Here is a 20,543-nt window from a genome sequence, read left to right on the forward strand (position 1 = left end):
CTGGCCCTGGAACTGCAGCGCCGCGGCGGCGGCATCGGTGCGGCGGCGTTGTGTGGTGGTGGTGGGCAGGGTGATGCCCTGATCCTCCGCGTCCCGCAGCGCTGACCGGGGAGGCATTACTCCGGTCGCGGCCCCGACGCATCCCGTCGGGGCCGTGATGTCTCCCACAGCAACGACGGATCGTCGTAGATGCCCGGCACAATGGCGGTCATGGCGAACATCTTCGATCTCAGCACCCCGGCCAAGCGGTTCCGATTTGTCGCAATCCTTGAGGCATTCACCTGGGCCGGTCTGCTCCTCGGCATGGCGTTCAAGTACCTGCCGGAGAACGGCAACGAGATCGGCGTGAAGATCTTCGGTCCGTTCCACGGTGCCGTGTTCGTCCTGTTCATTGTCGTCGCGCTGCTGACCGCACGTGCCCTCAAGTGGAACCTGGTCACGACCGGGCTGGCGCTGCTCTCGAGCATCCCGCCGTTCTTCACGATCCTGTTCGAGTGGTGGGCGAAGCGGACCGGTCAGCTCGGCGAGCTGTCCGCAACCCCGGCCGCCGCTGCCACCGCACGCGAGCTCGACGCCGTCTGATCCGCATGCCCAGCGCCCCCGAACCGTCCGCGGTCCGGGGGCGCTGTGCTGTCCGGGGCGCTGGCCTGTTGTGACAAACTGGCACCGTGACTCGACCCGGTTCTCGTCAGCCCGCACGTCCATCCGCCGCGATGGCGGCAGCCATGTCCGGTGCAGTGGATCTGTCCGGCCTGAAGGATCGACCGCAGCCGCCTGCCGCGCCGACCGCATCGACCCCGGCAGGGGACGGCTCGGCAACGGGTCTGGCGCCCGTCGTCGACGTCTCCGAAGCCACCTTCGAGGCCGAGGTTCTCGAACGGTCGATGCAGGTGGTCGTGCTGGTCGCGTTGTGGTCCCCGCGCAGCGACGCGAGTGTCGCGTTCGTCGGTGAGCTGGAGTCGCTCGCGTTGGACGGCGACGGGACCTGGGTGCTTGCGAAGGTCGACGTCGACGCGAACATGCGGATCGCGCAGGCGTTCGGTGTGCAGGGCATCCCGACCGTCGTCGCCGTTGCGGCAGGCCAGCCGATCGCAGACTTCCAGGGTGTGCAACCCGTCCACGAGGTGCAGGGCTGGCTCGGGCAGGTGCTGGCCGCGACCGCGGGCAAGCTGTCGGGTCCGCCGCCCGTCGACGGTGCCGAACCGGAACCCGAGGACCCGCGGTTCGTTGCCGCCGAGGACGCGCTCGCCGACGGCGATCTTGACGGCGCCGAGGCGGCGTACCAGGCAATCCTCGACGCCGAGCCGGGCAACAAGCAGGCCGTCGCCGCGCAGCGTCAGGTGCGGTTCCTGGCGCGGGTGCAGAACGTCGCCCCGGACGCGGTCACGGCCGCCGCCGCGGAACCCGCGAACGTTGCCGCCCAGCTCGACGCCGCCGACGCCCTGCTCTACACCCAGCAGCCGGAGGAGGCGTTCACGCTCCTGATCGACGCGATCAGGAGGTACGCCGGTGAGGACAAGACCACGGTCCGCACCCGGCTACTCGAACTGTTCGAGCTTTTCGACCAGGCCGACCCGCTCGTCGTCGTCGCCCGCCGCAAGCTCGCCTCCGCGCTGTACTAGCGGAGCGCTACTGGTACCGGTTGGTGCAGGCGTCGCGCCCGCCGAGGACCCCGGACCGGAAGGCGTCTACCCGGGCGAAGCCGCTCGGGACGGTGACCCCGTCGATGTCGGATGCCATCAGTCCGTCGGTGAGTAGTCCGGACACCGCCTCGTCGAGGTCGCCCGGCGAGAGGCTCAGTCCGCCCGCCGAGCCGGACGCCGTTGCCGCGGTCCACACCCCAGACAGGCAGGCCGCCCGCAACGCTGTCTTGGGGTCGGTGAGGGAGTCGCCGGTGTGCTGCTGCACGGCGAGCGTGAATCGGGACGCGACAAGGACATAGGCGCCGAAGTCGCCGCGGATGTCGCTGGCGAGGTCGTCGACGTTGCCGTCGTGTGGTGTCCCGCGTTCGACGAGGGCGGGCATCGACACCCCGATCGTGCGGGTCGCGGGGCAGTACGACACCGGCTCGGTGGTGGTCGCGTCCGGGCACCCGGTGTCCGCGCCGGCAAACGAGACCCGGGGGCGTTCCGGCAGCGCGAACACCGACTGCAGCGAATCCACGGTCAGGTCGACGGTCCGCTCGGTCACCGCGGTCTCGCCGATGTCGCCGGGCGTCGTGAACTGGTGCGGTAGCTGCGCGCGCCTGGTCTCGACCTCGGCCTCGTCGATCCCGGTGCACGCGCGGGCGCCGTCGGTGAACCCGATCTGGAAGGCGGTGACCCGCTCGAACGCGGTGCCGTGGACGGCACTCGGATCGTTCGGGTCGGTGTCGCGGACGGCGACCATCGCCGCCATCACCGAGTTGAGGCCCTCGGAGGTGTTGAGGGTGAACTGTGCGGACCGGTCCGCCGCGACATACCGCATGTACGCGCCGGAAAAGCAGTCCGCCTGCTGCTCGAGCACCAGGGTCGGGTCGTCGTCGCCGGCCAGCCCCGAGTCGTGCTGCACGGCGTGCCCGTACTCGTGTGCGATCACCATCACCACCGCCATCGGGCCGAACGTGTCCATCAGCGCGGGCAGCAGGGTGGTGCGGTCCCAGCCGATCGAGCCGTCACGGATGCAGTAGCCGGCGTTGGCGACGCCGTGGGTGCTGTCGCCGCAGAACGTCCCGGACCGCGCGGGGGCAACGCCCGGGTCCCACGACATCAGGTCCGTGACCGGCCGGAAATCCCCGGCGAACGCGCGCGGGTACTCGACGGTCCAGAATGCGGCGAGGTCGTCGACGGCCGCGCCGGCGAGACGGTCGGCGGCGGACCCGTCGCCGCCCCGGACGGCGAGTGACGGCTCCGGGGCGCCGGGCCGCGGACCGTTCGGCCCGGTGGTGGCGGCCAGACCGGCGACGGTGAACGGGTCGTCGTAGATCGACACCGCGTGCCCGTCCACGAGTTGACCGCAGCCGGCGACCAGGACGGTGGCGAGGGCGGCCGCGAACGCGATCGGGAGCCGGGTCACGGCAGTTCCCGGTGCAGCCAGATCGCGGCGTTGCCGGGCAGCGTCACCTCGGCGGACGCGGGGCGTCCGTGCCAGGGGGTGCCGGTGGCGGTCACCTCACCGAAGTTACCCAACCCGGTTCCGTGATAGGCGGCGGCGTCGGTATTGAGGATCTCCCGCCAGCGACCCGGCTCGGGCAGGCCGACCCGGTAGTGCTGATGTGGGGACCCCGAGAAGTTGAACAGGCACGCGACGATCGAGCCGTCGGTGCCGTACCGCAGGAAGCTGAGCACATTGTTCTCGGTGTCGTTGGCGTCGATCCACGAGTAGCCGCCCGGCGAGGTGTCCAGCGTCCACAACGCCGGATGGGCGCGATAGACGGCGTTGAGGTCGCCGACGAGGGTGCGCACCCCCCGCTGCAGGGCACCGGTGTGCGGGTCGTCGAGCTGCCGCCAGTCGAGGCCGCGTTCCTCCGACCATTCGGTGCGCTGCCCGAACTCCTGGCCCATGAACAGCAGTTGCTTGCCCGGGTGCGCCCACATGTAGGCGAGCAACGCCCGCAACCCCGCGGCCCTGGTGCGGTCGTCGCCGGGCATCCTGGACCACAGCGTGCCCTTGCCGTGCACCACCTCGTCGTGGCTGACCGGCAGCAGGTAGTGCTCGCTCCACGCGTACATCAGCGAGAACGTGACCTCGTGGTGGTGGAAGCTGCGGTGCACCGGATCGCGGCCCAGGTAGCCGAGGGTGTCGTGCATCCAGCCCATGTTCCATTTCATCGAGAAGCCGAGGCCGCCGACCGTGGTGGTGCGGGTGACGCCCGGCCACGCGGTGGATTCCTCGGCGACGGTCACGACGCCGGGGTGGTGCTTGTGCACGGTCGCGTTCATCTCCTGTAGGAACGCGACGGCCTCGAGATTTTCCCTGCCGCCGTGGATGTTCGGGGTCCAGCCGCCGGGGGGTCGGGAGTAGTCCAGATAGAGCATCGACGCGACCGCGTCGACCCGGAGCCCGTCGACGTGGAACTCGTCGATCCAGTACAGGGCGTTCGCGACGAGGAAGTTGCGGACCTCGGCACGCCCGAAATCGAAAACGTAGGTCCCCCAGTCGAGTTGCTCGCCTCGCTGCGGGTCGGCGTGCTCGTACAGGGGCTCGCCGTCGAACCGGGCCAGCGCCCACTCGTCCTTGGGGAAGTGCGCGGGCACCCAGTCGACGATGACCCCGATCCCGGCACCGTGCAGGTGATCGACGAACCAGCGGAAGTCGTCGGGGGAGCCGAACCGGGCGGTCGGCGCGTAATAGGAGGTGACCTGGTACCCCCAGGAGCCGCCGTACGGGTGCTCGGCGATGGGCAGCAACTCCACATGGGTGAATCCGCACGCGCGCACGTACTCCGCGAGCTGCCGCGCCAGGTCGCGATAGCCCAGCCCCGGACGCCACGACCCGAGATGGATCTCGTAGATGCTCATCGGTTCCTGGTTGGGTTCGCGGCGGCGCCGCGCCGCGACCCACTCGGCATCCGACCAGACGTGGTCCGACCGGGTCACCCGGGACGCGGTCGCGGGCGGAACCTCGGTCGCGAATGCCATCGGATCGGCCTTGTCCCGCACCGACCCGTCCCGGCAGTGCACCCGGAACTTGTACAGGTCGCCGGGCCGGACCCCGGGGACGAACACCTCCCACACGCCGGTCGACCCGAGCGCCCGCATCGGGGCCTGCCTGCCCACCCAGCCGTCGAAGTCACCCATCACCGCGACCCCCGCCGCGTTCGGTGCCCACACCGCGAACGACGTGCCCGGCACCGCACCGTCCGGGGTGGTGTAGACGCGCGGGTGGGCGCCGAGGACCTCCCACAACCGCTCGTGCCTGCCCTCGCCGAGCAGGTGTAGATCCAGGTCGCCGAGGGTCGGGAGAAAGCGGTAGCCGTCGGCGACGACGGTGGTGTCCCCGCCCGGGTACTCGACGACCAGGCGGTAGTCGACCAGGTCCTCCACCGGAACCACCGCCCCGAACAGGTCGTCGGCGAGCCGGACCAGCGGGTGGTCGGTGCGGCCGATGCGCGCCGCGACCGCGACCGCGTTCGGCCGCAACGCGCGGATCAGGGTGCCGCCAGGATGGCTGTGCGCACCGAGGAGCGCGTGCGGGTCGTGGTGGGTCCCGGCGAGCAGGCGGGCGAGGGCGCCGGGGTCGGGCGCGGCGCCGCGGGGAACGATGGCGCTCACGACGCGGGCGGGCGGTGCGCAAGGTGCAGCCGCGCCGGGTAGGGGATCGGGGGCAGTGCGAGGATGTGTGCGACCGCGCGCCAGGGCTCGAGCCGGACGAAATTGGTCTGCCCCCAGTCGAACTGCTCGCCGGACACCTCGTCGAGCACGGTCATGCGGTCGTGCCAGTCCCGGCCGAGCGCGGGCATGTCCAGCCAGATCATGCCCTGCTCGGCGGCGTACGGGTCCAGGTTGACCACGGTCAGCACCGCGTCGCCGGTCACCGGGTCGAACTTCGAGTAGGCGATCAGCGAGTCGTTGTCGACGTGGTGGAAGGTGATGTTGCGCAGCTGCTGCAAGGCCGGGTGCGCGCGGCGAATCCGGTTCAGGGTGGTCAGCCACGGCTCCAACGATTCGCCGCGGGCCCGGGCGCCGTCGAAGTCGCGGGGCCGGAGCTGGTACTTCTCCGAGTCCAGGTACTCCTCGCTGCCCGGGTGCACCGGGAGGTGTTCGTAGAGTTCGTACCCGGAGTAGACGCCCCAGGTCGGGGCCAGGGTTGCGGCGAGGGCGGCGCGCAACGCGAACATGCCGGGCCCGCCGACCTGCAGGCTCTCATGCAGGATGTCGGGGGTGTTGACGAACAGGTTCGGCCGGGCCTCGTCCGCCTTCGCGGCGATCTCCTGCCCGAACTCGATCAGCTCCTGCTTGTACACCCGCCACGTGAAGTACGTGTACGACTGCGAGAACCCGCGTTTGGCGAGCCCGTACATCCGGGCCGGGCGGGTGAATGCCTCGGACAGGAACAGCACATCCGGGTCGGTGGTCTTGACCTCCGCGATCAGCCATTCCCAGAAGTCCGGTGGCTTCGTGTGCGGGTTGTCGACCCGGAAGATCCTGACACCGGCCGCGATCCAGAACCGGACCACGCGCAGCACCTCGGTGTAGATGCCGTCGCGGTCGTCGTCGAAGTTGATCGGGTAGATGTCCTGGTACTTCTTCGGCGGGTTCTCCGCGTACCCGATGGTGCCGTCGGGCAGGACGGTGAACCACTCCGGATGTGCTGCCGCCCAGGGATGGTCGGGGGCGCACTGCAGGGCGAGGTCGAGCGCGACCTCGAGTCCGAGCCGGCCCGCCCGGCTGACGAACGCCCGGAAGTCGGCCATCGTACCCAGGTTGGGGTGGATCGCGTCGTGGCCGCCCTCCGGCGATCCGATCGCCCACGGCGATCCGACATCGTCCGGTCCCGGAGTCAGTGAGTTGTTGGGGCCCTTGCGATTCACCCGTCCGATCGGATGGATCGGCGGCAGGTACACCACGTCGAATCCCATTGCCGCGATCCGGGGCAACGCGTTCGCGGCCGTGGTGAAGGTGCCGTGCCGCGGCCGCCCCTCCGCATCCCGTCCGCCGGTGGACCGGGGGAAAAACTCGTACCAGGATCCGAACAGGGCTCGGGTGCGATCCACCCACACCTGGAGCGCCCGGCCCCTCGTCAGCAGGTCCCGCAGCGGATGGGCGCGCAGCAGGTCGGTGACCGCGGGCGCGAACGCGGGCGCCACCCGCTGCGGCAACGGCTGCGTGCTCCGCAGCGCCGTCGCGACGGCGAGGCAGCGGTGCCGATCCCCGCGGGGCACGACGTGCGAGGCCCGCTCGAACAGCCGGGCACCGACCTCGAGGTCATTGGCCAACTCGGTCGGACCCTGCCCGACCGCCAGCTTGGCCTCGACCGCGGACCGCCAGGTGGCGAGCGGGTCGCTCCACCCCTCCACCCGGTAGGTCCAGGTGCCGGGGCAGGTGGGGGTGAAGGCCGCGGCGAACGTGTCGGGCAGCGGGCCGGGCAGCATCGGGATCCGGATGCTTCGGGTGAACCCGGGGCCGCGGACCGCGAGCGTCGCGGCGACCGCGTCGTGCCCGTCGCGCCACACCGACGCGGTCACCGGAAAGGTCTCGCCGACCACGGCCTTCGCCGGGTGTCTGCCTCCCTCGATGTCGGGGACGACGTCGTCGATGCCTATCCGCCCGGTCATGCAGGAGACCTTACGGGCTGCGGTCGGGTGTCCGCGCGGGACGCGGCGTCCGCAGGACAGGACCAATGCCCGCCGGATCGGTAGTCTTCGCCAGGTGAAAGCCTTGCGTCGGTTCACCGTCCGTGCCCACCTGCCCGCCCGGCTGTCCGCGCTGGGCCGGCTGTCGACGAACCTGCGCTGGTCGTGGCACCCGCCGACTCAGGACCTGTTCGCCCGGATCGACCCCGACCTGTGGACTCGGGTGCGCCACGACCCGGTCCGGATGCTCGGAGAGGTCGCGCCGGCGCGACTGGACGCGCTCGCCGCCGATGCCGGGTTCGTCGCCGAACTCGACCGCCTCGAATCGGATCTCGACGACTACCTCGACCGGCCGCGCTGGTACCAGAATCAGCAGGCGAAGGACCGCGACCTGGCCAGCGGAATCGCGTACTTCTCCATGGAATTCGGGGTCACCGAGGTGCTCCCGAACTACTCCGGCGGCCTCGGCATCCTCGCGGGCGACCATCTCAAGGCTGCCTCCGACCTCGGGGTGCCGCTGATCGGCGTCGGGTTGCTGTACCGGTCCGGGTACTTCCGGCAGTCGCTGACGGCGGACGGGTGGCAGGCCGAGCACTACCCGTCCCTGGACCCGCAGGGCCTGCCGCTGCGGCTGCTTGCCGAACCGGAGTCCGGGGCGCCGGTGCTGCTGCACGTCGCGATGCCCGGTGGGCGGGTGCTGCGGGCGCGGGTGTGGATCGCGCAGGTGGGCCGGGTTCCGCTGCTGCTGCTCGACTCCGACATCGCCGAGAACGATCCGGAACTGCGTGGGGTGACCGACCGCCTGTACGGCGGCGACCAGGACCACCGGATCAAGCAGGAGATCCTCGCCGGGATCGGTGGGGTCCGCGCGGTCCGGGCCTACACCCGCGCGGAGGGCCTCGGCGACCCGGAGGTGTTCCACATGAACGAGGGGCACGCCGGGTTCCTCGGCGTGGAGCGGGTGCGGGAACTGGTCACCGGGACCGGGCTCGACTGGGGTGCGGCCCTTGCCGCGGTCCGGGCGGCGACCGTGTTCACCACGCACACCCCGGTGCCTGCGGGGATCGACCGGTTCCCGGTGGATCTGGTGCGGGGCTACTTCGGCGGTGCCGCGGGCGAGAGCGAGTCGGCGCTGCTGCCGGGGCTTGCGGTGGACCGCATTCTCGAACTGGGTCGCGAGTCCGACCCGTCGGTGTTCAACATGGCGCACATGGGATTGCGGCTCGGCCAGCGCGCGAACGGGGTCTCGAAGCTGCACGGCACCGTCAGCAGGGGAATGTTCAGCGAGCTGTGGCCGGGCTTCGACGCGGACGAGGTGCCGATCGGGTCGGTCACGAACGGGGTGCATGCCCCGACGTGGGCGGCCCGCGAGTGGATGGAGCTCGCGCATCGGGTCGCAGGCCCCGAGTCCGTCGAGGAGGCGCGCGGATGGGAGCGGCTGACCACGGTGGACGCCACCGAACTGTGGGCGACCCGCTCCGCCCTGCGCGGGCAGCTGGTCGACGAGGTGCGTCGCCGGGTTCGGGCGTCGTGGCGCGAGCGGGGTGCGACCGAGGCTGAACTGTCATGGACCCGAGAGGTTTTCGATCCGAACGTGCTCACCGTCGGGTTCGCGAGGAGGGTGCCCACCTACAAGCGCCTCACGTTGATGCTCCGGGACCCGGAGCGGCTGCGGGCGCTGCTGCTCGACCCCGATCGCCCGGTACAGCTGGTGGTTGCGGGCAAGAGCCACCCCGCCGACGATGGCGGCAAGGCGCTGATCCAGCAGATCGTCCGGTTCGCCGACCGGCACGACGTGCGGCACCGGATCGTGTTCCTGCCCGACTACGACATGTCGATGGCCCGCTACCTGTACTGGGGGTGCGACGTGTGGCTGAACAATCCGCTGCGTCCACTCGAGGCGTGCGGCACCTCCGGGATGAAGTCGGCACTCAACGGGGGGCTGAACCTGTCCATCCTCGACGGATGGTGGGACGAGATGTTCGACGGCGAGAACGGGTGGGCGATCCCGACCGCGGACGGCGTGCTCGACGAGGCGCGCCGCGACGACCTCGAGGCGCACGCGATGTACGACCTGCTTGAACAGTCGGTGCTGCCGAAGTTCTACGACCGTGGGGCGGACGGGGTGCCCACCCGCTGGGTGGAGATGGTCCGGCACACCCTGCAGTCGCTGGGGCCGAAGGTGCTGGCGTCCCGAATGGTCCGCGACTACGTCGTCGACCTGTACGCACCCGCCGCGCGGGCGTCCCGGCTCGCGATCGCCGACGGGTACGCGGGGGCCAGGCAGGTGGCGCACTATCGCGAACGCGTCGATGCGGCGTGGCCCGCCGTGCAGGTGGTGCAGGTGGACGGCTCCGGGCTGCCGGATACCCCGGTGATCGGCGCCGAGCTGTCACTGCGCGCGTACCTGCAGCTCGGCGGCCTCGACCCGGCCGAGGTGACCGTGCAGGCGGTGCTCGGCCGGGTCGGGTCGGACGAGGATCTCACCGACGTGGTGACGGTGCCGATGTCCCACACCGGCACCGACGAGCTGGGCGAGATCTACGTCGTCGACACGGCACTCGCGCATTCCGGCGCCGTCGGGTACACGGTCCGGGTGCTGCCGCACCACGAGCTGCTGGCAGGCGACGCCGAGTTCGGGTTGGTCACCGCCCCGGCCGGGTAGGTCTCCCCGCTCGACGACTGCGCGCCCTAACCGCCAGCCAGCCGTTCCAGCGCCTTGCGGACCACCAGCGGATCCGAGGTCTCCCAGAACGGGGGGAGCGAGGCGCGCAGGTAGCCGCCGTACCGGGCCGTCGCCAGTCGGGAGTCGAGCATCGCGACCACGCCCCTGTCGTCGACGCTGCGCAGCAGCCTGCCGACGCCCTGCGCCAGCAGCAGCGCGGCATGGTTCGCGGAGACCGCGAGAAACCCGTTGCCGCCCCGGGATTCGACGGCTCGCTGCCGCGCAGCCAGCAACGGGTCGTCCGGGCGGGGGAACGGAATCCGGTCCAGGATCACCAGCGACAGCGACGGACCGGGCACGTCGACGCCCTGCCACAGCGACAGGGTGCCGAACAGGGACGTCGCCTCGTCCTCCGCGAACGTGCGCACCAGCTGCCCGGTCGCGTCGTCGCCCTGGCACAGCACCGGGGTGTCCAGGCGCTGACGCATCTCCGCAGCGGCGGCCTTCGCGGCCCGCGTCGAGGAGAACAGGCCGAGAGTGCGGCCCCCGGCGGCGGTGACCAGTTCCTCGATCTCGTCGAGGAACCGCGGCGACAGCCCGTCCCGGCCGGGTGGCGGCAGATGCTTGGCCACGTACAGGATTCCGGCCTTCGCATGGTCGAACGGTGAGCCGACGTCGACGGCGTTCCACTTGACGGTCGACTCGTCGGACGGCGCCTCGGTGCCGGTCGCCATCGCGGTGTCGCTGCGGACCGACGCCTGCGCGGGCAGTCCCCACTCCACCGCAAGACCGTCGAAGTTGCCGCCGACGGTGAGCGTCGCCGAGGTCAGCACCACCGTCGACTCGTCGAACAGGCGGCTGCGCAGCAGGCCACCGACCGACAGCGGCGCGATCCGGACCAGCTTCCCGCGCCGTTCCTCGTCGGCCAGCCACACCACGTCGCGGTGCTTCGCCGGATCCGGTTCGTCGAACGCGGTGAGGACTCGGACGGCGCTGTCATGCACCTCGTCGACCGCGGACAGGGCCGCGGCCCGCGCCGCCGCCGACTCCGGGTCGGCCGCGGCCTGACCGGGACGGGACGGGCCGATCGCGGTCCGCACCGCCCACGCGGCGTCGCGGACCAGCGCCAATGCCTGCCCGGCGCCGTCGGGCAGACGCTCCCAGCGGCCCGACGGCAACTCCTCGAGCACCGCGGTCCAGGCCTCGGCCGACGCCTCCAGCCGGTCCGCGTCCTGCTCCTCGACCAGCTTCGTGCACCGCCGCGCGGCCGCGCTGATCGTCGCGGGCGCCAGCTCCGCCGTCGCGACGCCGGTCACCCGGTCCACCAGTTCGTGCGCCTCGTCGACCACAACAACGTCGTGGTCGGGCAGCACTGCGATACCGGAGATCGCGTCGATCGCGAGCAGCGCGTGGTTCGTGACGACGACGTCCACCTGCGCGGCCTCGGCGCGGGCCCGTTCGGCGAAACAGTCCTCGCCGATCGGGCAGCGCGACTTGCCGAGGCATTCGCGGGCGGTGACGCTGACCTGACGCCACGCCTGGTCGGAGACGCCGGGCACCAGTTCGTCGCGGTCCCCGGTCTCGGTGTCCGAGGACCACGTCGTCAGCCGCTGCACCTCCCGGCCCAGCCGGGACACCGCGAACGCGTCGAACAGCTCGGCCTCCGGGGCTGGCTGCTCCGCCATCCCGGTGTGCACCTTGTTCATGCACAGATAGTTGTTGCGGCCCTTGAGAATCGCGAACCTCGGTTCCCTGCCGAGCGGCTTCTTCAGGGCCTTCGCCAGTCGCGGCAGGTCGCGGTCAACGAGCTGCCGCTGCAGCGCGATCGTCGCCGTCGAGATCACCACGGTGCGCCCCGACTCGACGGCGTGCCGCACGCTCGGCACCAGATACGCGAGGGACTTGCCGGTACCGGTGCCCGCCTGCACCGCCAGATGCTCCCCGGACTCGATCGCGTGCGCGACCGCCGATGCCATCGTCAGCTGGTTCCGGCGTTCCTTGCCGCCGAGGGCGTGCACCGCCTCGGACAGCAGGTCGGGGACGGTGGGGAGTTCGCGCACCCGACGAGCCTACTGGCAGGGCCCGACGCGGCCGTCACCTCACGGCGCGGCGGTCCTATCGCCTGCGGCGCGGGGTTGGCGCCGACCACCCGACCAGGGTCACCCCCGCCGTCTGCATCGCGTCGAGCGCGGTGCGGGTGGTGTCGGGCGCGACCCCGGCGGTGTAGTCCAACAGCACCCGGGTGTCGAAGCCCTCGCGGACCGCGTCCAGCGCCGTCGCGCGGATGCAGTGGTCGGTGGCGATGCCGACGATGTCGACGGCGTCGACGGCGCGGTCGTGCAGCCATTCGGCGAGCGTGTCACCGTCGTCCGACACGCCCTCGAACCCCGAGTACGCGGCAGCGAAAGCGCCCTTCCCGAACACCTCCTGCACCGGACGAACGTCCAGGTCCGGATGGAACTCGGCGCCCGGTGTGCCGACCACACAGTGCGGCGGCCAGCTGTCCCGGAAGTCGGGGTGGGCGGAGAAGTGCGGACCCGGGTCGATGTGCCGGTCCGCGGTGGCGACGACCGCGGCGTACCGCGGCCGGCCGGGGGACGCGAGATAGTCGCTGACCGCCTCCGCCACCGCCGCGCCGCCGGTCACCGCCAGCGACCCACCCTCACAGAAGTCGTTCTGCACGTCCACGATCACCAGTGCCCTGCTCATCACCCCATCCTTCACCGGACGAAGCGGGTGGGCACCGCGGGCTCCCCGTGCGAAAGCTTGAGGCCCTCCCACGGCAGGCTCACCAGGTTGCGTGCCAGCAGCTCCCGCGCGTCGCCGAGGCCGGGCAGGTTCGGCTCGACCTCGCCGCCGCGGACCAGCGGGATCATCAGCGGCCTGCCCGTCGGGCCGTCACCGTCCGGGACCGGCGCGTCGGCCGGATACACGACCTCCTCGACGATCGTTCCCGTCGCCCGGGCGAACCGGATCGCGCACTTGCTGCCACCCCGCGACGCCTTCTGGCTGCTGCGCTTCTCCACCGGGATGCCCTCGACCTCGACCAGTTTGTAGACCATCCCCGCCGTGGGTGCCCCGGACCCGGTGACCAGCGCCGTCCCGACCCCATATGCGTCGACCGGCTCGGCCCGCAGCGACGCGATCGCATACTCATCGAGATCCCCGGACACCACGATTCGCGTCTTCGTCGCGCCGAGCTCGTCGAGCTGCTTGCGGACCTGCCGCGCCCACACCCCGAGATCGCCGGAGTCGATCCGGACTCCGCCCAGCTCCGGTCCGGCCACCTCGATCGCGGTCCGGACACCTGCGGTGATGTCGTAGGTGTCGACCAGCAGGGTGGTGTCGACGCCGAGCGCCTCGACCTGCCCGCGGAACGCCGCCGCCTCGTCCGGCCCGTCCGGCGTCGTGTGCAACAGCGTGTACGCGTGCGCACTGGTCCCGGCGCCAGGAACCCCGAACCGGCGGACCGCCTCCAGATTCGACGTCGCGTCGAACCCGGCGAGATAGGCCACCCGCGAGCACGCCACCGCCGCCTCCTCGTGCGCGCGCCGCGACCCCATCTCGATCAGCGTCCGGCCGTCGGCGGCACTGACCATCCGGGCCGCCGCCGACGCGATCGCGCTGTCGTGGTTGAGGATCGACAGGATCAGGGTTTCCAACAGAACGCACTCGGCGAAGGTGCCCCGCACCGACAGGATCGGCGAGCCGGGGAAGTACAGCTCGCCCTCCCGGTAGCCGTCGATGTCGCCGGTGAACCGGTAGTCGCGCAGCCACGCCACGGTGTCCGCGTCGAGGAACCTCGACACGACCTCCAGTTCGGGCTCCCCGAACCGGAACGAGTGCAGCGCGTCGAGGAGTCGTTCGACGCCCCCGACCACGCCGTACCTGCGGCCGTCGGGAAGCCGACGGGCGAACGCCTCGAAGGTGCAGCGACGGCCAGCGGAGCCGTCGGCGAGCGCGGCGGCGAGCATCGTCAGCTCGTACTGGTCGGTGAGCAGCGCGGTGCTCGTCGCGGGCCGGGACCACTGGGTGTTCGTCACCCGATACACCCTACGAGCAGTGCCGTTCCCGGACCGGCGGCGCGCGGTGTTCCCCCGTCGGCGTTTCGCATCGGCGGTTTTGCTTGCGCGGTGTTCAATTGGTCCGGGTCGCGTCGTAGTCTGGACGTATGGCTCCGCGCCCGTACCTCACACTCATGGCCGTGCCGCTGGCGAAGATGCCCATGCCAGCGGAGACCGTTCTGCCCGAACAGGCGGAGGTCACCGACGAGGACGAATCCTTGAATCGTCCCTGGGTGACGGTGGTGTGGGACGACCCGGTCAACCTGATGCACTACGTGACGTTCATCTTCCAGAAGCTCTTCGGCTACAGCAAGGCCAAGGCCACCGACCTGATGATGCAGGTGCACAAGGAAGGCAAGGCGGTCGTCTCGTCGGGGTCGAGGGACAAGATGGAACACGACGTGCAGCGTCTGCACGCGGCCGGTCTCTGGGCCACGATGCAGCGTGACAGCTGAGCCACCCACCGACCCCGACAAGGACGTCCAGGTATCCCGTGCGCACATGGAGCCGTAAGAATTCACTGAGCGGAGTCAAGATCCGGTCCGAGATGGACGCCAGGGAGGCGTCGGTGCTCAGGTCGCTGGTGACCTCGGTTCTCGGCCTGCTTGAGGACCGGGCGTCGTCCGCGCCGCAGGACGACCTCGCCGCGCTGACCGGGCTGCGGACCGGGAACTCCACCGCGCCGACCGACGAGACCCTGGCCCGGCTGCTGCCGGACTTCTTCGGGTCCGGCACGGACGCCGTCGACCCCGGGTCCCGCGACGCCAACGACAACGGCGCCCTGCGGAGCCTGTACGAACCGGACATCATCGACGCGAAGGTCGCCGCGGGTGCGGTGATCCTGCAGACCGTCCCCGCCGACGGCGGCAAGGTGGTGCTCACCCCCGAACAGGCCGAATCGTGGCTCTACGGCCTCAACGACGTGCGGCTTGCGCTCGGCACCACCATCGGGATCGACGCCGACACCCCCGACGAACTCGACCCCGAGGACCCGCGCGCGCCGCACCTCGACGTGTACCACTGGCTGACCTGGATGCAGGACTCGTTGGTGCAGGTCCTGGTGTGACCCAGGGCAGCGGGATTCCGGGGCCGCGCAACGCACTGACCGACGTCGCGGGACTGCTGGTCGGCCACCACCACGAACGGGACGCCGACGCCGAGCTCGGATCGGGCCGCGCCACCGGCTGCACGGTGATCCTCGCCGAGCACGGCGCCACCGCCGCCGTCGACGTTCGCGGTGGCGGGCCGGGCACCAGGGAGACCGACCTGCTCGACCCGAGCCACAGCGTCCAGACGGTCGACGCGGTCCTGTTGACCGGTGGCAGCGCGTACGGGCTCGCGGCCGCCGACGGCGTGATGCGATGGCTCGAGGAGCGTGGCCGCGGCATCCCGATGGACACCGCGGGCCACGTCGTCCCGATCGTGCCCGGCGCGGTGATCTTCGACCTGCCGGTGGGGGACTGGGCGGTCCGCCCGACCGCCGACCACGGCTACCTCGCCGCGGATGCGGCACGGGCCGAGGTTCGGCGCGGCAGCGTCGGTGCGGGTGTCGGGGCGCGGGCCGGGATCCTCAAGGGGGGTGTCGGGACCGCGAGCATCGTCCTGGGGTCGGGCCCGGCCGAGGGCGCGACCGTCGCCGCCCTGGTCGTCGCGAACCCGGTCGGATCGGTGTTCGACCCGGCCACCGGACTGCCGTGGGGGGTGTCCGCGCACGCCGCCGCCGAGTGGGGCCTGCGGGTGCCCGACGCCGCCGACCTCGCAGCGGCCCTCGACCTCGGCAGCAAGGGCACCGTCCTCAACACCACCATCGGTGTCGTGGCCACCGACGCCCCGTTGAGCAAGGCGGCCTGCCGACGGGTCGCGGTCGCCGGGCACGACGGCCTGGCCCGCGCGATCCGTCCCGCCCATTCCCCGCTCGACGGCGACACCCTGTTCGCGTTGTCCACCGGCACCCACGACCTGCCCGCGCCCGCGTCGCCGGTGCCCGCCGCGTTCCCGCCCGACCTGCCGGTGCTCGACGCGGTGTGCGCGGCCGCCGCGGACGTCGTCACCCGCGCGATCGTCGACGCGGTCCTCACGGCCACCGCCGTCGCCGGGATCCCCGGCTACCGAGACCTGTTTCCGTCGGCGTTCGAGGCCTGAGCGCGCGCACCGGGAACCGCTCCGGGCCCGGTCCCCGTGGGTAGGCTCGGGTCATGACCCACCCGACCTCGTCCTTTCCGGTCCCCGGGCCGTCGAATCCGCCCGCGGGCACGGCATCCCGCCCGCAGTGGCAGCAGGCGGCGATCACGATCAGCGCGTTCGTGGTCGGGTTGTACCTCCTCGAGTTCATCGACATGCTCGTCGGCAACCGGCTCGACGGGGGCGGCGTCGAACCCCGCACCGTCGGCGGCCTGTGGGGCGTGCTGTTCGGGCCGGTCCTGCACTTCGGCTGGGGCCACCTGATCGCCAACACCCTGCCGCTGCTCGTGCTCGGGTTCCTCGTGATGCTGTCCGGTATCGGGCGGGGGCTCGCGGCGACGGCGATCATCTGGGTGGTCGGCGGACTCGGCACCTGGTTGACCGGCGGCTCGGGCACCAACCACCTCGGGGCGTCGGTCCTGGTGTTCGGCTGGCTGGCCTATCTCATCGCGCGGGGGCTGTTCACCCGCCACTTCGCGCAACTCGCGATTGGTGTCGTGGTCCTGCTCGTCTACGGGGGACTGCTGTGGGGGGTGCTGCCCGGGCAGCCGGGGGTCTCGTGGCAGGGGCACCTATTCGGTGCGGTCGGCGGCGTCGTCGCGGCGTGGGTTCTTGCCTCCGACGTGCGTGCGGAGCGGGCGGCGAAGGCCGTCCCGAACTAGCCGTGGTTGCGCGGTGTGACGGCCCGCGCAGCACCCGGGACGCGGCGTGTTCGTCTCGAATCGGGCGGATCCTTTTTCGTCGCAGGCCGGTCGTGGCAGCATGACCGGTATGCGCATCACCGTCCTGGGTTGTTCGGGCAGCGTCGGCGGTCCCGACTCGCCCGCGTCGGGCTACCTGCTCACCGCACCGGACACCCCACCGGCCGTCCTCGACTTCGGTCCCGGCGTGCTCGGTGCCCTGCAGCGGTACGAGGATCCGGGGGCGGTGTCGATCTTCCTGACCCACCTGCACGCCGACCACTGCCTCGACCTGCCCGGGCTGCTGGTCTGGCGCCGCTACCACCCGAACCCGCCGAGCGGACGCGCCCTGATCTACGGACCCGCCGACACCCACCACCGGATCGGTGTCGCGTCGGCCGAGTGTGCGGGAGACCTCGACGACATCTCCGACACCATCGACCTACGGCACCTCACCGACGGGGGCACCGTCGACTACGGCACGCTCACCGTGCAGTCCAGGCGCATGTTCCATCCGCCGGAGGCATACGGGCTCCGGTTCACCGACCCCGCCGGCCGCACCCTCATCTACACCGGCGACACCGGCATGTGCGAGGAGGTCGTCGAGCTGGCGACCGGCGCCGACGTGCTGCTGTCCGAGGCGTCCTGGACGCACCGGGCCGACCGGCCTGCGGGCATCCACCTGTCCGGCACCGAGGCCGGTCGGGTCGCCGCCAGGGCCGGGGTCGGGGAACTTCTGCTCACCCACATTCCGCCGTGGACGTCCAGGGAGGACGTGATCGCGGAGGCGAAGGCCGAGTTCGCGGGCCCGGTGCACGCGGTCAGCGCCGGCGACGTCTTCGACATTTAGGGCATGTCTCCCACTCCCCTTTTCGGCGCCCCTGGCGTCCAATCGCCGCCCGGCGGCGTTGTCGTCGGCGCCGATACAACAGCGGTATCGGCTTCTCCTCCGCCTTGCCGGACGACGATTGTCCGGCCAGGTGCATCCGAGAGGGATTAGGAGACACGCCCTAGTCAACTAGGCTCACCGGGGTGAGCAGACGACTGGACGGTAGGGCGGACGACGAGCTCCGCGAAGTGAGGATCACCCGGGGGTTCACCAGCCACCCCGCCGGGTCGGTGCTGGTCGAATTCGGCAACACCCGAGTGATGTGCACGGCGAGCGTCGAGGAGGGCGTGCCGCGCTGGCGGAAGGGATCCGGGCTCGGCTGGCTGACCGCCGAGTACGCGATGCTGCCCGCCGCCACCCACACCCGCAGTGGACGCGAGTCCGTCAAGGGCAAGGTCGGCGGCCGCACCCAGGAGATCAGCAGGCTCGTCGGGCGGTCGCTGCGCGCCTGCATCGACCTCGCCGCGATCGGCGAGAACACCATCGCCATCGACTGTGACGTCCTGCAGGCCGACGGCGGTACCCGCACCGCCGCGATCACCGGCGCCTACGTCGCGCTCGTCGACGCGGTCAGCTACCTGCGGGCCGCGGACCTGCTGTCCGACCCGCAGCCGATCTCGTGCGGCATCGCCGCCGTCAGCGTCGGCGTCGTCGACGGCCGGGTCCGCCTCGACCTGCCGTACGAGGAGGATTCGCGCGCCGAGGTCGACATGAACGTCGTCGCCACCGACACCGGGACGCTCGTCGAGATCCAGGGCACCGGTGAGGGCGCGACCTTCCCGCGCACCACCCTCGACCGGCTGCTCGACTCGGCGCTCGCCGGCTGCGAGCAGCTGTTCGAAATCCAGAAGCAGGCGCTGGCCCTGCCGTACCCGGGCGAGCTGCCCGAGCCGAAGTCTCCGGAGAAGAAGAAGTTCGGTGCCTGAGACCAGGCTGCTCGTCGCGTCCCGGAACGCGAAGAAGCTGAACGAGCTCCGGCGGGTGCTGGAGACGGCGGGCATCGAGGGAATCGAACTGGTCGGGCTGAACGAGGTCCCGGAGTTCCCGGAGACCCCCGAGACCGGCGCGACGTTCGAGGAGAACGCCCTCGTCAAGGCCCGTGACGGTGCCGCGGCCACCGGGCTACCCTGCGTCGCCGACGACTCCGGGTTGGAGGTGGACGCGCTGAACGCGATGCCGGGTGTGTTGTCGGCGCGGTGGGCGGGCGGGCACGGTGACGACGACGCGAACACCGCGCTGGTGCTCGCGCAGCTGTCGGACATCCCCGATGAGCGGCGTGGCGCGGCGTTCGTGTCCGCGTGCGCGCTGGTCGTGCCGGGCGGGGTCGAGCGAGTCGTTCGCGGGACCTGGCCGGGATCGATCGTCCGGCAGCCGTGCGGCGACGGTGGATTCGGGTACGACCCGGTGTTCCGGCCCGAGGGGGAGGAGCGGACCGCCGCGGAACTCACCCCGGCGGAGAAGGACGCCGCCTCGCATCGCGGCAGGGCGCTGGCGCAGCTGGTGCCGGACCTCGCCGGCCTCGTCGCGCCCTGACCTCACCCGAACGACGCTCCCTTGAATGACCGCCCCCTTGAATGACCGAATGGGGCTTTCGATCAGTTCAACTGATCGAAAGCCCCATTCGGTCATGAAGGCGGGGGTGCGGGGGGTGCGGAGGGGTGGGATGGAGCAGGATGCGGCGGAGGGGCTAGACGCCGAAGTCGGCCTTCACCTGCTGGGTGCGCTTGTGCTCGACGAAGAACGACAGGAACGGGATGGTGCCCGCCAGCAGGGTGCCGACGGTGCGCTTGGCCGACCAGCGCACCTTCACCGCAAGGTCCATCGTCAGGATCAGGTACACGAAGTAGACCCAGCCGTGCACGATCGCGATCCACGACGGCAGGTCCTCCACCTTGAAGATGTACTTCGCGACCATCTCCGCGGTCAGGACCAGCAGCCAGATGCCGGTGACATAGGCCAGCACCCGGTAGCGCAGCAGCGCCGCGGCGATCTTCCTGGTGTCGCGGACGTCGGTCGTGGTGACGGTCTCGTCGGGGGCCGTGCTCACGTGGTGCTCCTATCGGCCTCGCCCGCTCGGAGCTGCGCGAGGTAGTTGTTGTACGCCTGATGGGCCTCGTCGTCCGGGTTGGCGGCGTCGAGTGAGTCGGGGGCCTGCGCGGTGCGCTGCGGCAGCAGGTCCGCGGGGATCTCGCGGGGTGCGTCGCCGTTGACCAGCTTGTGCTGTTCCTCGGGGGTGACGTCCTCGAGCTGTACGAATCTGCGGTATGCGTACACCACGAACGCCGCGAACAGCGGCCACTGGAACGCGTACCCGAGGTTCTGTCCGGTGCCGCCGACCGCCTCGAACCGGGTCCACTGCCAGTACCCCAGGGCCAGGCAGGCTGCGGCCGCGACAACGACGAACACGATCAGTGCCGGGCGGCGGCGGGAGGGTGTACGGACCACACCACGACGGTACCCGAGGGTAGAAGGGGGGAACCCGGTGGTGGGCGAGGTGACGGTCACAGCGGAGATGTGTCCGACAGTTGTGCGCGAGGGGGGACTTGAACCCCCACGTCCGTTGGACACCACATCCTAAGTGTGGCGCGTCTGCCATTCCGCCACTCGCGCGTGCCGAAACAGACTACGCCACGGCACCGTCGCCGAACGTGCGGCTCGGAGGAGCTGCGGCCTGCGGCCGCCACCGTCAACCGGGACCCGCTAGCCGGAAAGGTAAAGACCGGGCACTCCCCACCCAGTGATGTAACGGTTGTATAACAATCAACATGAGGACCTCCTCATGTTTGTTACC

Annotated in this window: 18 protein-coding genes and 1 tRNA gene; 10 read left to right on the forward strand and 9 right to left on the reverse strand. The window is 71.0% G+C overall.

Features of this window, described 5'->3' with window-relative positions:
- Window positions 1-201 precede the first annotated feature (201 nt).
- Together ACFWPA_RS17950 and ACFWPA_RS17955 are read left to right on the forward strand one after the other, a co-directional pair.
- Window positions 202-582 carry a DUF3817 domain-containing protein gene (locus ACFWPA_RS17950; protein ID WP_378571304.1) on the forward strand — a complete coding sequence of 127 codons (381 nt, stop codon included), beginning with the start codon at window positions 202-204 and terminating at the stop codon, window positions 580-582.
- Window positions 583-725: 143 nt separating this feature from the next.
- Entirely contained in the window at window positions 726-1,622 is an 897-nt protein-coding gene (locus ACFWPA_RS17955; protein ID WP_378571291.1) for a tetratricopeptide repeat protein, read from the forward strand.
- 7 nt (window positions 1,623-1,629) lie between these two features.
- On the opposite strand, the gene ACFWPA_RS17960 is transcribed toward ACFWPA_RS17955, so the two are convergent.
- Genes ACFWPA_RS17960 through ACFWPA_RS17970 form a run of 3 tightly spaced genes read right to left on the reverse strand, consistent with a single transcriptional unit; the run spans window position 1,630 to window position 7,255 of the window.
- On the reverse strand, window positions 1,630-3,054 hold the full coding sequence (locus ACFWPA_RS17960) for a metallopeptidase (protein ID WP_378506416.1): 1,425 nt from the start codon (window positions 3,052-3,054) through the stop codon (window positions 1,630-1,632).
- A complete protein-coding gene (gene glgB / locus ACFWPA_RS17965; RefSeq protein ID WP_378571293.1) occupies window positions 3,051-5,252 on the reverse strand; it encodes a 1,4-alpha-glucan branching protein GlgB in 2,202 nt (733 codons plus the stop codon). The genes ACFWPA_RS17960 and glgB overlap by 4 nt, the downstream gene beginning before the upstream one ends.
- Window positions 5,249-7,255, reverse strand: a complete 2,007-nt coding sequence (locus tag ACFWPA_RS17970; protein ID WP_378571295.1) for a maltotransferase domain-containing protein — start codon at window positions 7,253-7,255, stop codon at window positions 5,249-5,251. Before ACFWPA_RS17970 ends, glgB begins: the two co-directional genes overlap by 4 nt.
- Window positions 7,256-7,349: 94 nt before the next feature.
- Here ACFWPA_RS17970 and glgP point away from each other — a divergent pair, with 94 nt between their 5' ends.
- The gene (glgP, locus tag ACFWPA_RS17975) at window positions 7,350-9,938 is read left to right on the forward strand and encodes an alpha-glucan family phosphorylase (protein ID WP_378571298.1); all 2,589 of its coding nucleotides are present in this window, start codon (window positions 7,350-7,352) and stop codon (window positions 9,936-9,938) included.
- A gap of 26 nt (window positions 9,939-9,964) precedes the next feature.
- Here glgP and ACFWPA_RS17980 read toward each other — a convergent pair whose 3' ends face one another.
- From ACFWPA_RS17980 to ACFWPA_RS17990, 3 genes are read right to left on the reverse strand one after another with little or no spacing between them, the layout of a single operon-like run.
- Window positions 9,965-11,998, reverse strand: coding sequence for an ATP-dependent DNA helicase (locus ACFWPA_RS17980; RefSeq protein WP_378506421.1), 2,034 nt, complete (start codon window positions 11,996-11,998; stop codon window positions 9,965-9,967).
- Window positions 11,999-12,053: 55 nt separating this feature from the next.
- Window positions 12,054-12,647: an isochorismatase family protein gene (locus ACFWPA_RS17985; RefSeq protein WP_378506422.1), complete on the reverse strand. Its 594-nt coding sequence runs from the start codon at window positions 12,645-12,647 to the stop codon at window positions 12,054-12,056.
- An 11-nt stretch (window positions 12,648-12,658) separates the two neighbouring features.
- Window positions 12,659-13,981: a nicotinate phosphoribosyltransferase gene (locus ACFWPA_RS17990; protein WP_378506423.1), complete on the reverse strand. Its 1,323-nt coding sequence runs from the start codon at window positions 13,979-13,981 to the stop codon at window positions 12,659-12,661.
- Window positions 13,982-14,163: 182 nt separating this feature from the next.
- Here ACFWPA_RS17990 and clpS point away from each other — a divergent pair, with 182 nt between their 5' ends.
- From clpS to rdgB, 7 genes are all read left to right on the forward strand, one after another.
- On the forward strand, window positions 14,164-14,457 hold the full coding sequence (clpS, locus tag ACFWPA_RS17995) for an ATP-dependent Clp protease adapter ClpS (RefSeq protein WP_378506734.1): 294 nt from the start codon (window positions 14,164-14,166) through the stop codon (window positions 14,455-14,457).
- 38 nt (window positions 14,458-14,495) lie between these two features.
- Window positions 14,496-15,068, forward strand: coding sequence for a DUF2017 domain-containing protein (locus ACFWPA_RS18000; protein WP_378506424.1), 573 nt, complete (start codon window positions 14,496-14,498; stop codon window positions 15,066-15,068).
- On the forward strand, window positions 15,065-16,144 hold the full coding sequence (locus ACFWPA_RS18005) for a P1 family peptidase (protein ID WP_378571300.1): 1,080 nt from the start codon (window positions 15,065-15,067) through the stop codon (window positions 16,142-16,144). The genes ACFWPA_RS18000 and ACFWPA_RS18005 overlap by 4 nt, the downstream gene beginning before the upstream one ends.
- A gap of 53 nt (window positions 16,145-16,197) precedes the next feature.
- The gene (locus ACFWPA_RS18010) at window positions 16,198-16,845 is read left to right on the forward strand and encodes a rhomboid family intramembrane serine protease (protein WP_378506426.1); all 648 of its coding nucleotides are present in this window, start codon (window positions 16,198-16,200) and stop codon (window positions 16,843-16,845) included.
- 109 nt (window positions 16,846-16,954) lie between these two features.
- Window positions 16,955-17,713 (forward strand): cyclic nucleotide-degrading phosphodiesterase, encoded by a 759-nt coding sequence (locus ACFWPA_RS18015; protein WP_378506427.1) that lies wholly within the window; start codon window positions 16,955-16,957, stop codon window positions 17,711-17,713.
- A 182-nt stretch (window positions 17,714-17,895) separates the two neighbouring features.
- On the forward strand, window positions 17,896-18,678 hold the full coding sequence (gene rph, locus ACFWPA_RS18020; protein WP_378506428.1) for a ribonuclease PH: 783 nt from the start codon (window positions 17,896-17,898) through the stop codon (window positions 18,676-18,678).
- Complete coding sequence (gene rdgB / locus ACFWPA_RS18025; protein ID WP_378506429.1) at window positions 18,671-19,285, forward strand: RdgB/HAM1 family non-canonical purine NTP pyrophosphatase; 615 nt, start codon at window positions 18,671-18,673, stop codon at window positions 19,283-19,285. The genes rph and rdgB overlap by 8 nt, the downstream gene beginning before the upstream one ends.
- A 154-nt stretch (window positions 19,286-19,439) precedes the next feature.
- Here rdgB and ACFWPA_RS18030 read toward each other — a convergent pair whose 3' ends face one another.
- From ACFWPA_RS18030 to ACFWPA_RS18040, 3 genes are all read right to left on the reverse strand, one after another.
- Window positions 19,440-19,799, reverse strand: coding sequence for a DUF3817 domain-containing protein (locus ACFWPA_RS18030; protein WP_378506430.1), 360 nt, complete (start codon window positions 19,797-19,799; stop codon window positions 19,440-19,442).
- Window positions 19,796-20,197 carry a transcriptional regulator gene (locus ACFWPA_RS18035; RefSeq protein ID WP_378506431.1) on the reverse strand — a complete coding sequence of 134 codons (402 nt, stop codon included), beginning with the start codon at window positions 20,195-20,197 and terminating at the stop codon, window positions 19,796-19,798. The genes ACFWPA_RS18030 and ACFWPA_RS18035 overlap by 4 nt, the downstream gene beginning before the upstream one ends.
- An 83-nt stretch (window positions 20,198-20,280) precedes the next feature.
- Window positions 20,281-20,362, reverse strand: a tRNA-Leu gene (locus ACFWPA_RS18040).
- Between the last annotated feature and the right edge of the window lie 181 nt (window positions 20,363-20,543).

Source organism: Rhodococcus sp. NPDC058505 (assembly GCF_042720095.1).
Taxonomy (GTDB): Bacteria; Actinomycetota; Actinomycetes; order Mycobacteriales; family Mycobacteriaceae; genus Rhodococcus_G.

Coding starts and splice junctions, on each gene's coding strand:
- ACFWPA_RS17950 (WP_378571304.1), top strand. CDS start 202: ATGGCGGTCATGGCGAACATCTTCGATCTCAGCACCCCGGCCAAGCGG.
- ACFWPA_RS17955 (WP_378571291.1), top strand. CDS start 726: ATGTCCGGTGCAGTGGATCTGTCCGGCCTGAAGGATCGACCGCAGCCG.
- ACFWPA_RS17970 (WP_378571295.1), bottom strand. CDS start 7,255: ATGACCGGGCGGATAGGCATCGACGACGTCGTCCCCGACATCGAGGGA.
- ACFWPA_RS17985 (WP_378506422.1), bottom strand. CDS start 12,647: ATGAGCAGGGCACTGGTGATCGTGGACGTGCAGAACGACTTCTGTGAG.
- clpS (WP_378506734.1), top strand. CDS start 14,164: ATGCCAGCGGAGACCGTTCTGCCCGAACAGGCGGAGGTCACCGACGAG.
- ACFWPA_RS18010 (WP_378506426.1), top strand. CDS start 16,198: ATGACCCACCCGACCTCGTCCTTTCCGGTCCCCGGGCCGTCGAATCCG.
- ACFWPA_RS18015 (WP_378506427.1), top strand. CDS start 16,955: ATGCGCATCACCGTCCTGGGTTGTTCGGGCAGCGTCGGCGGTCCCGAC.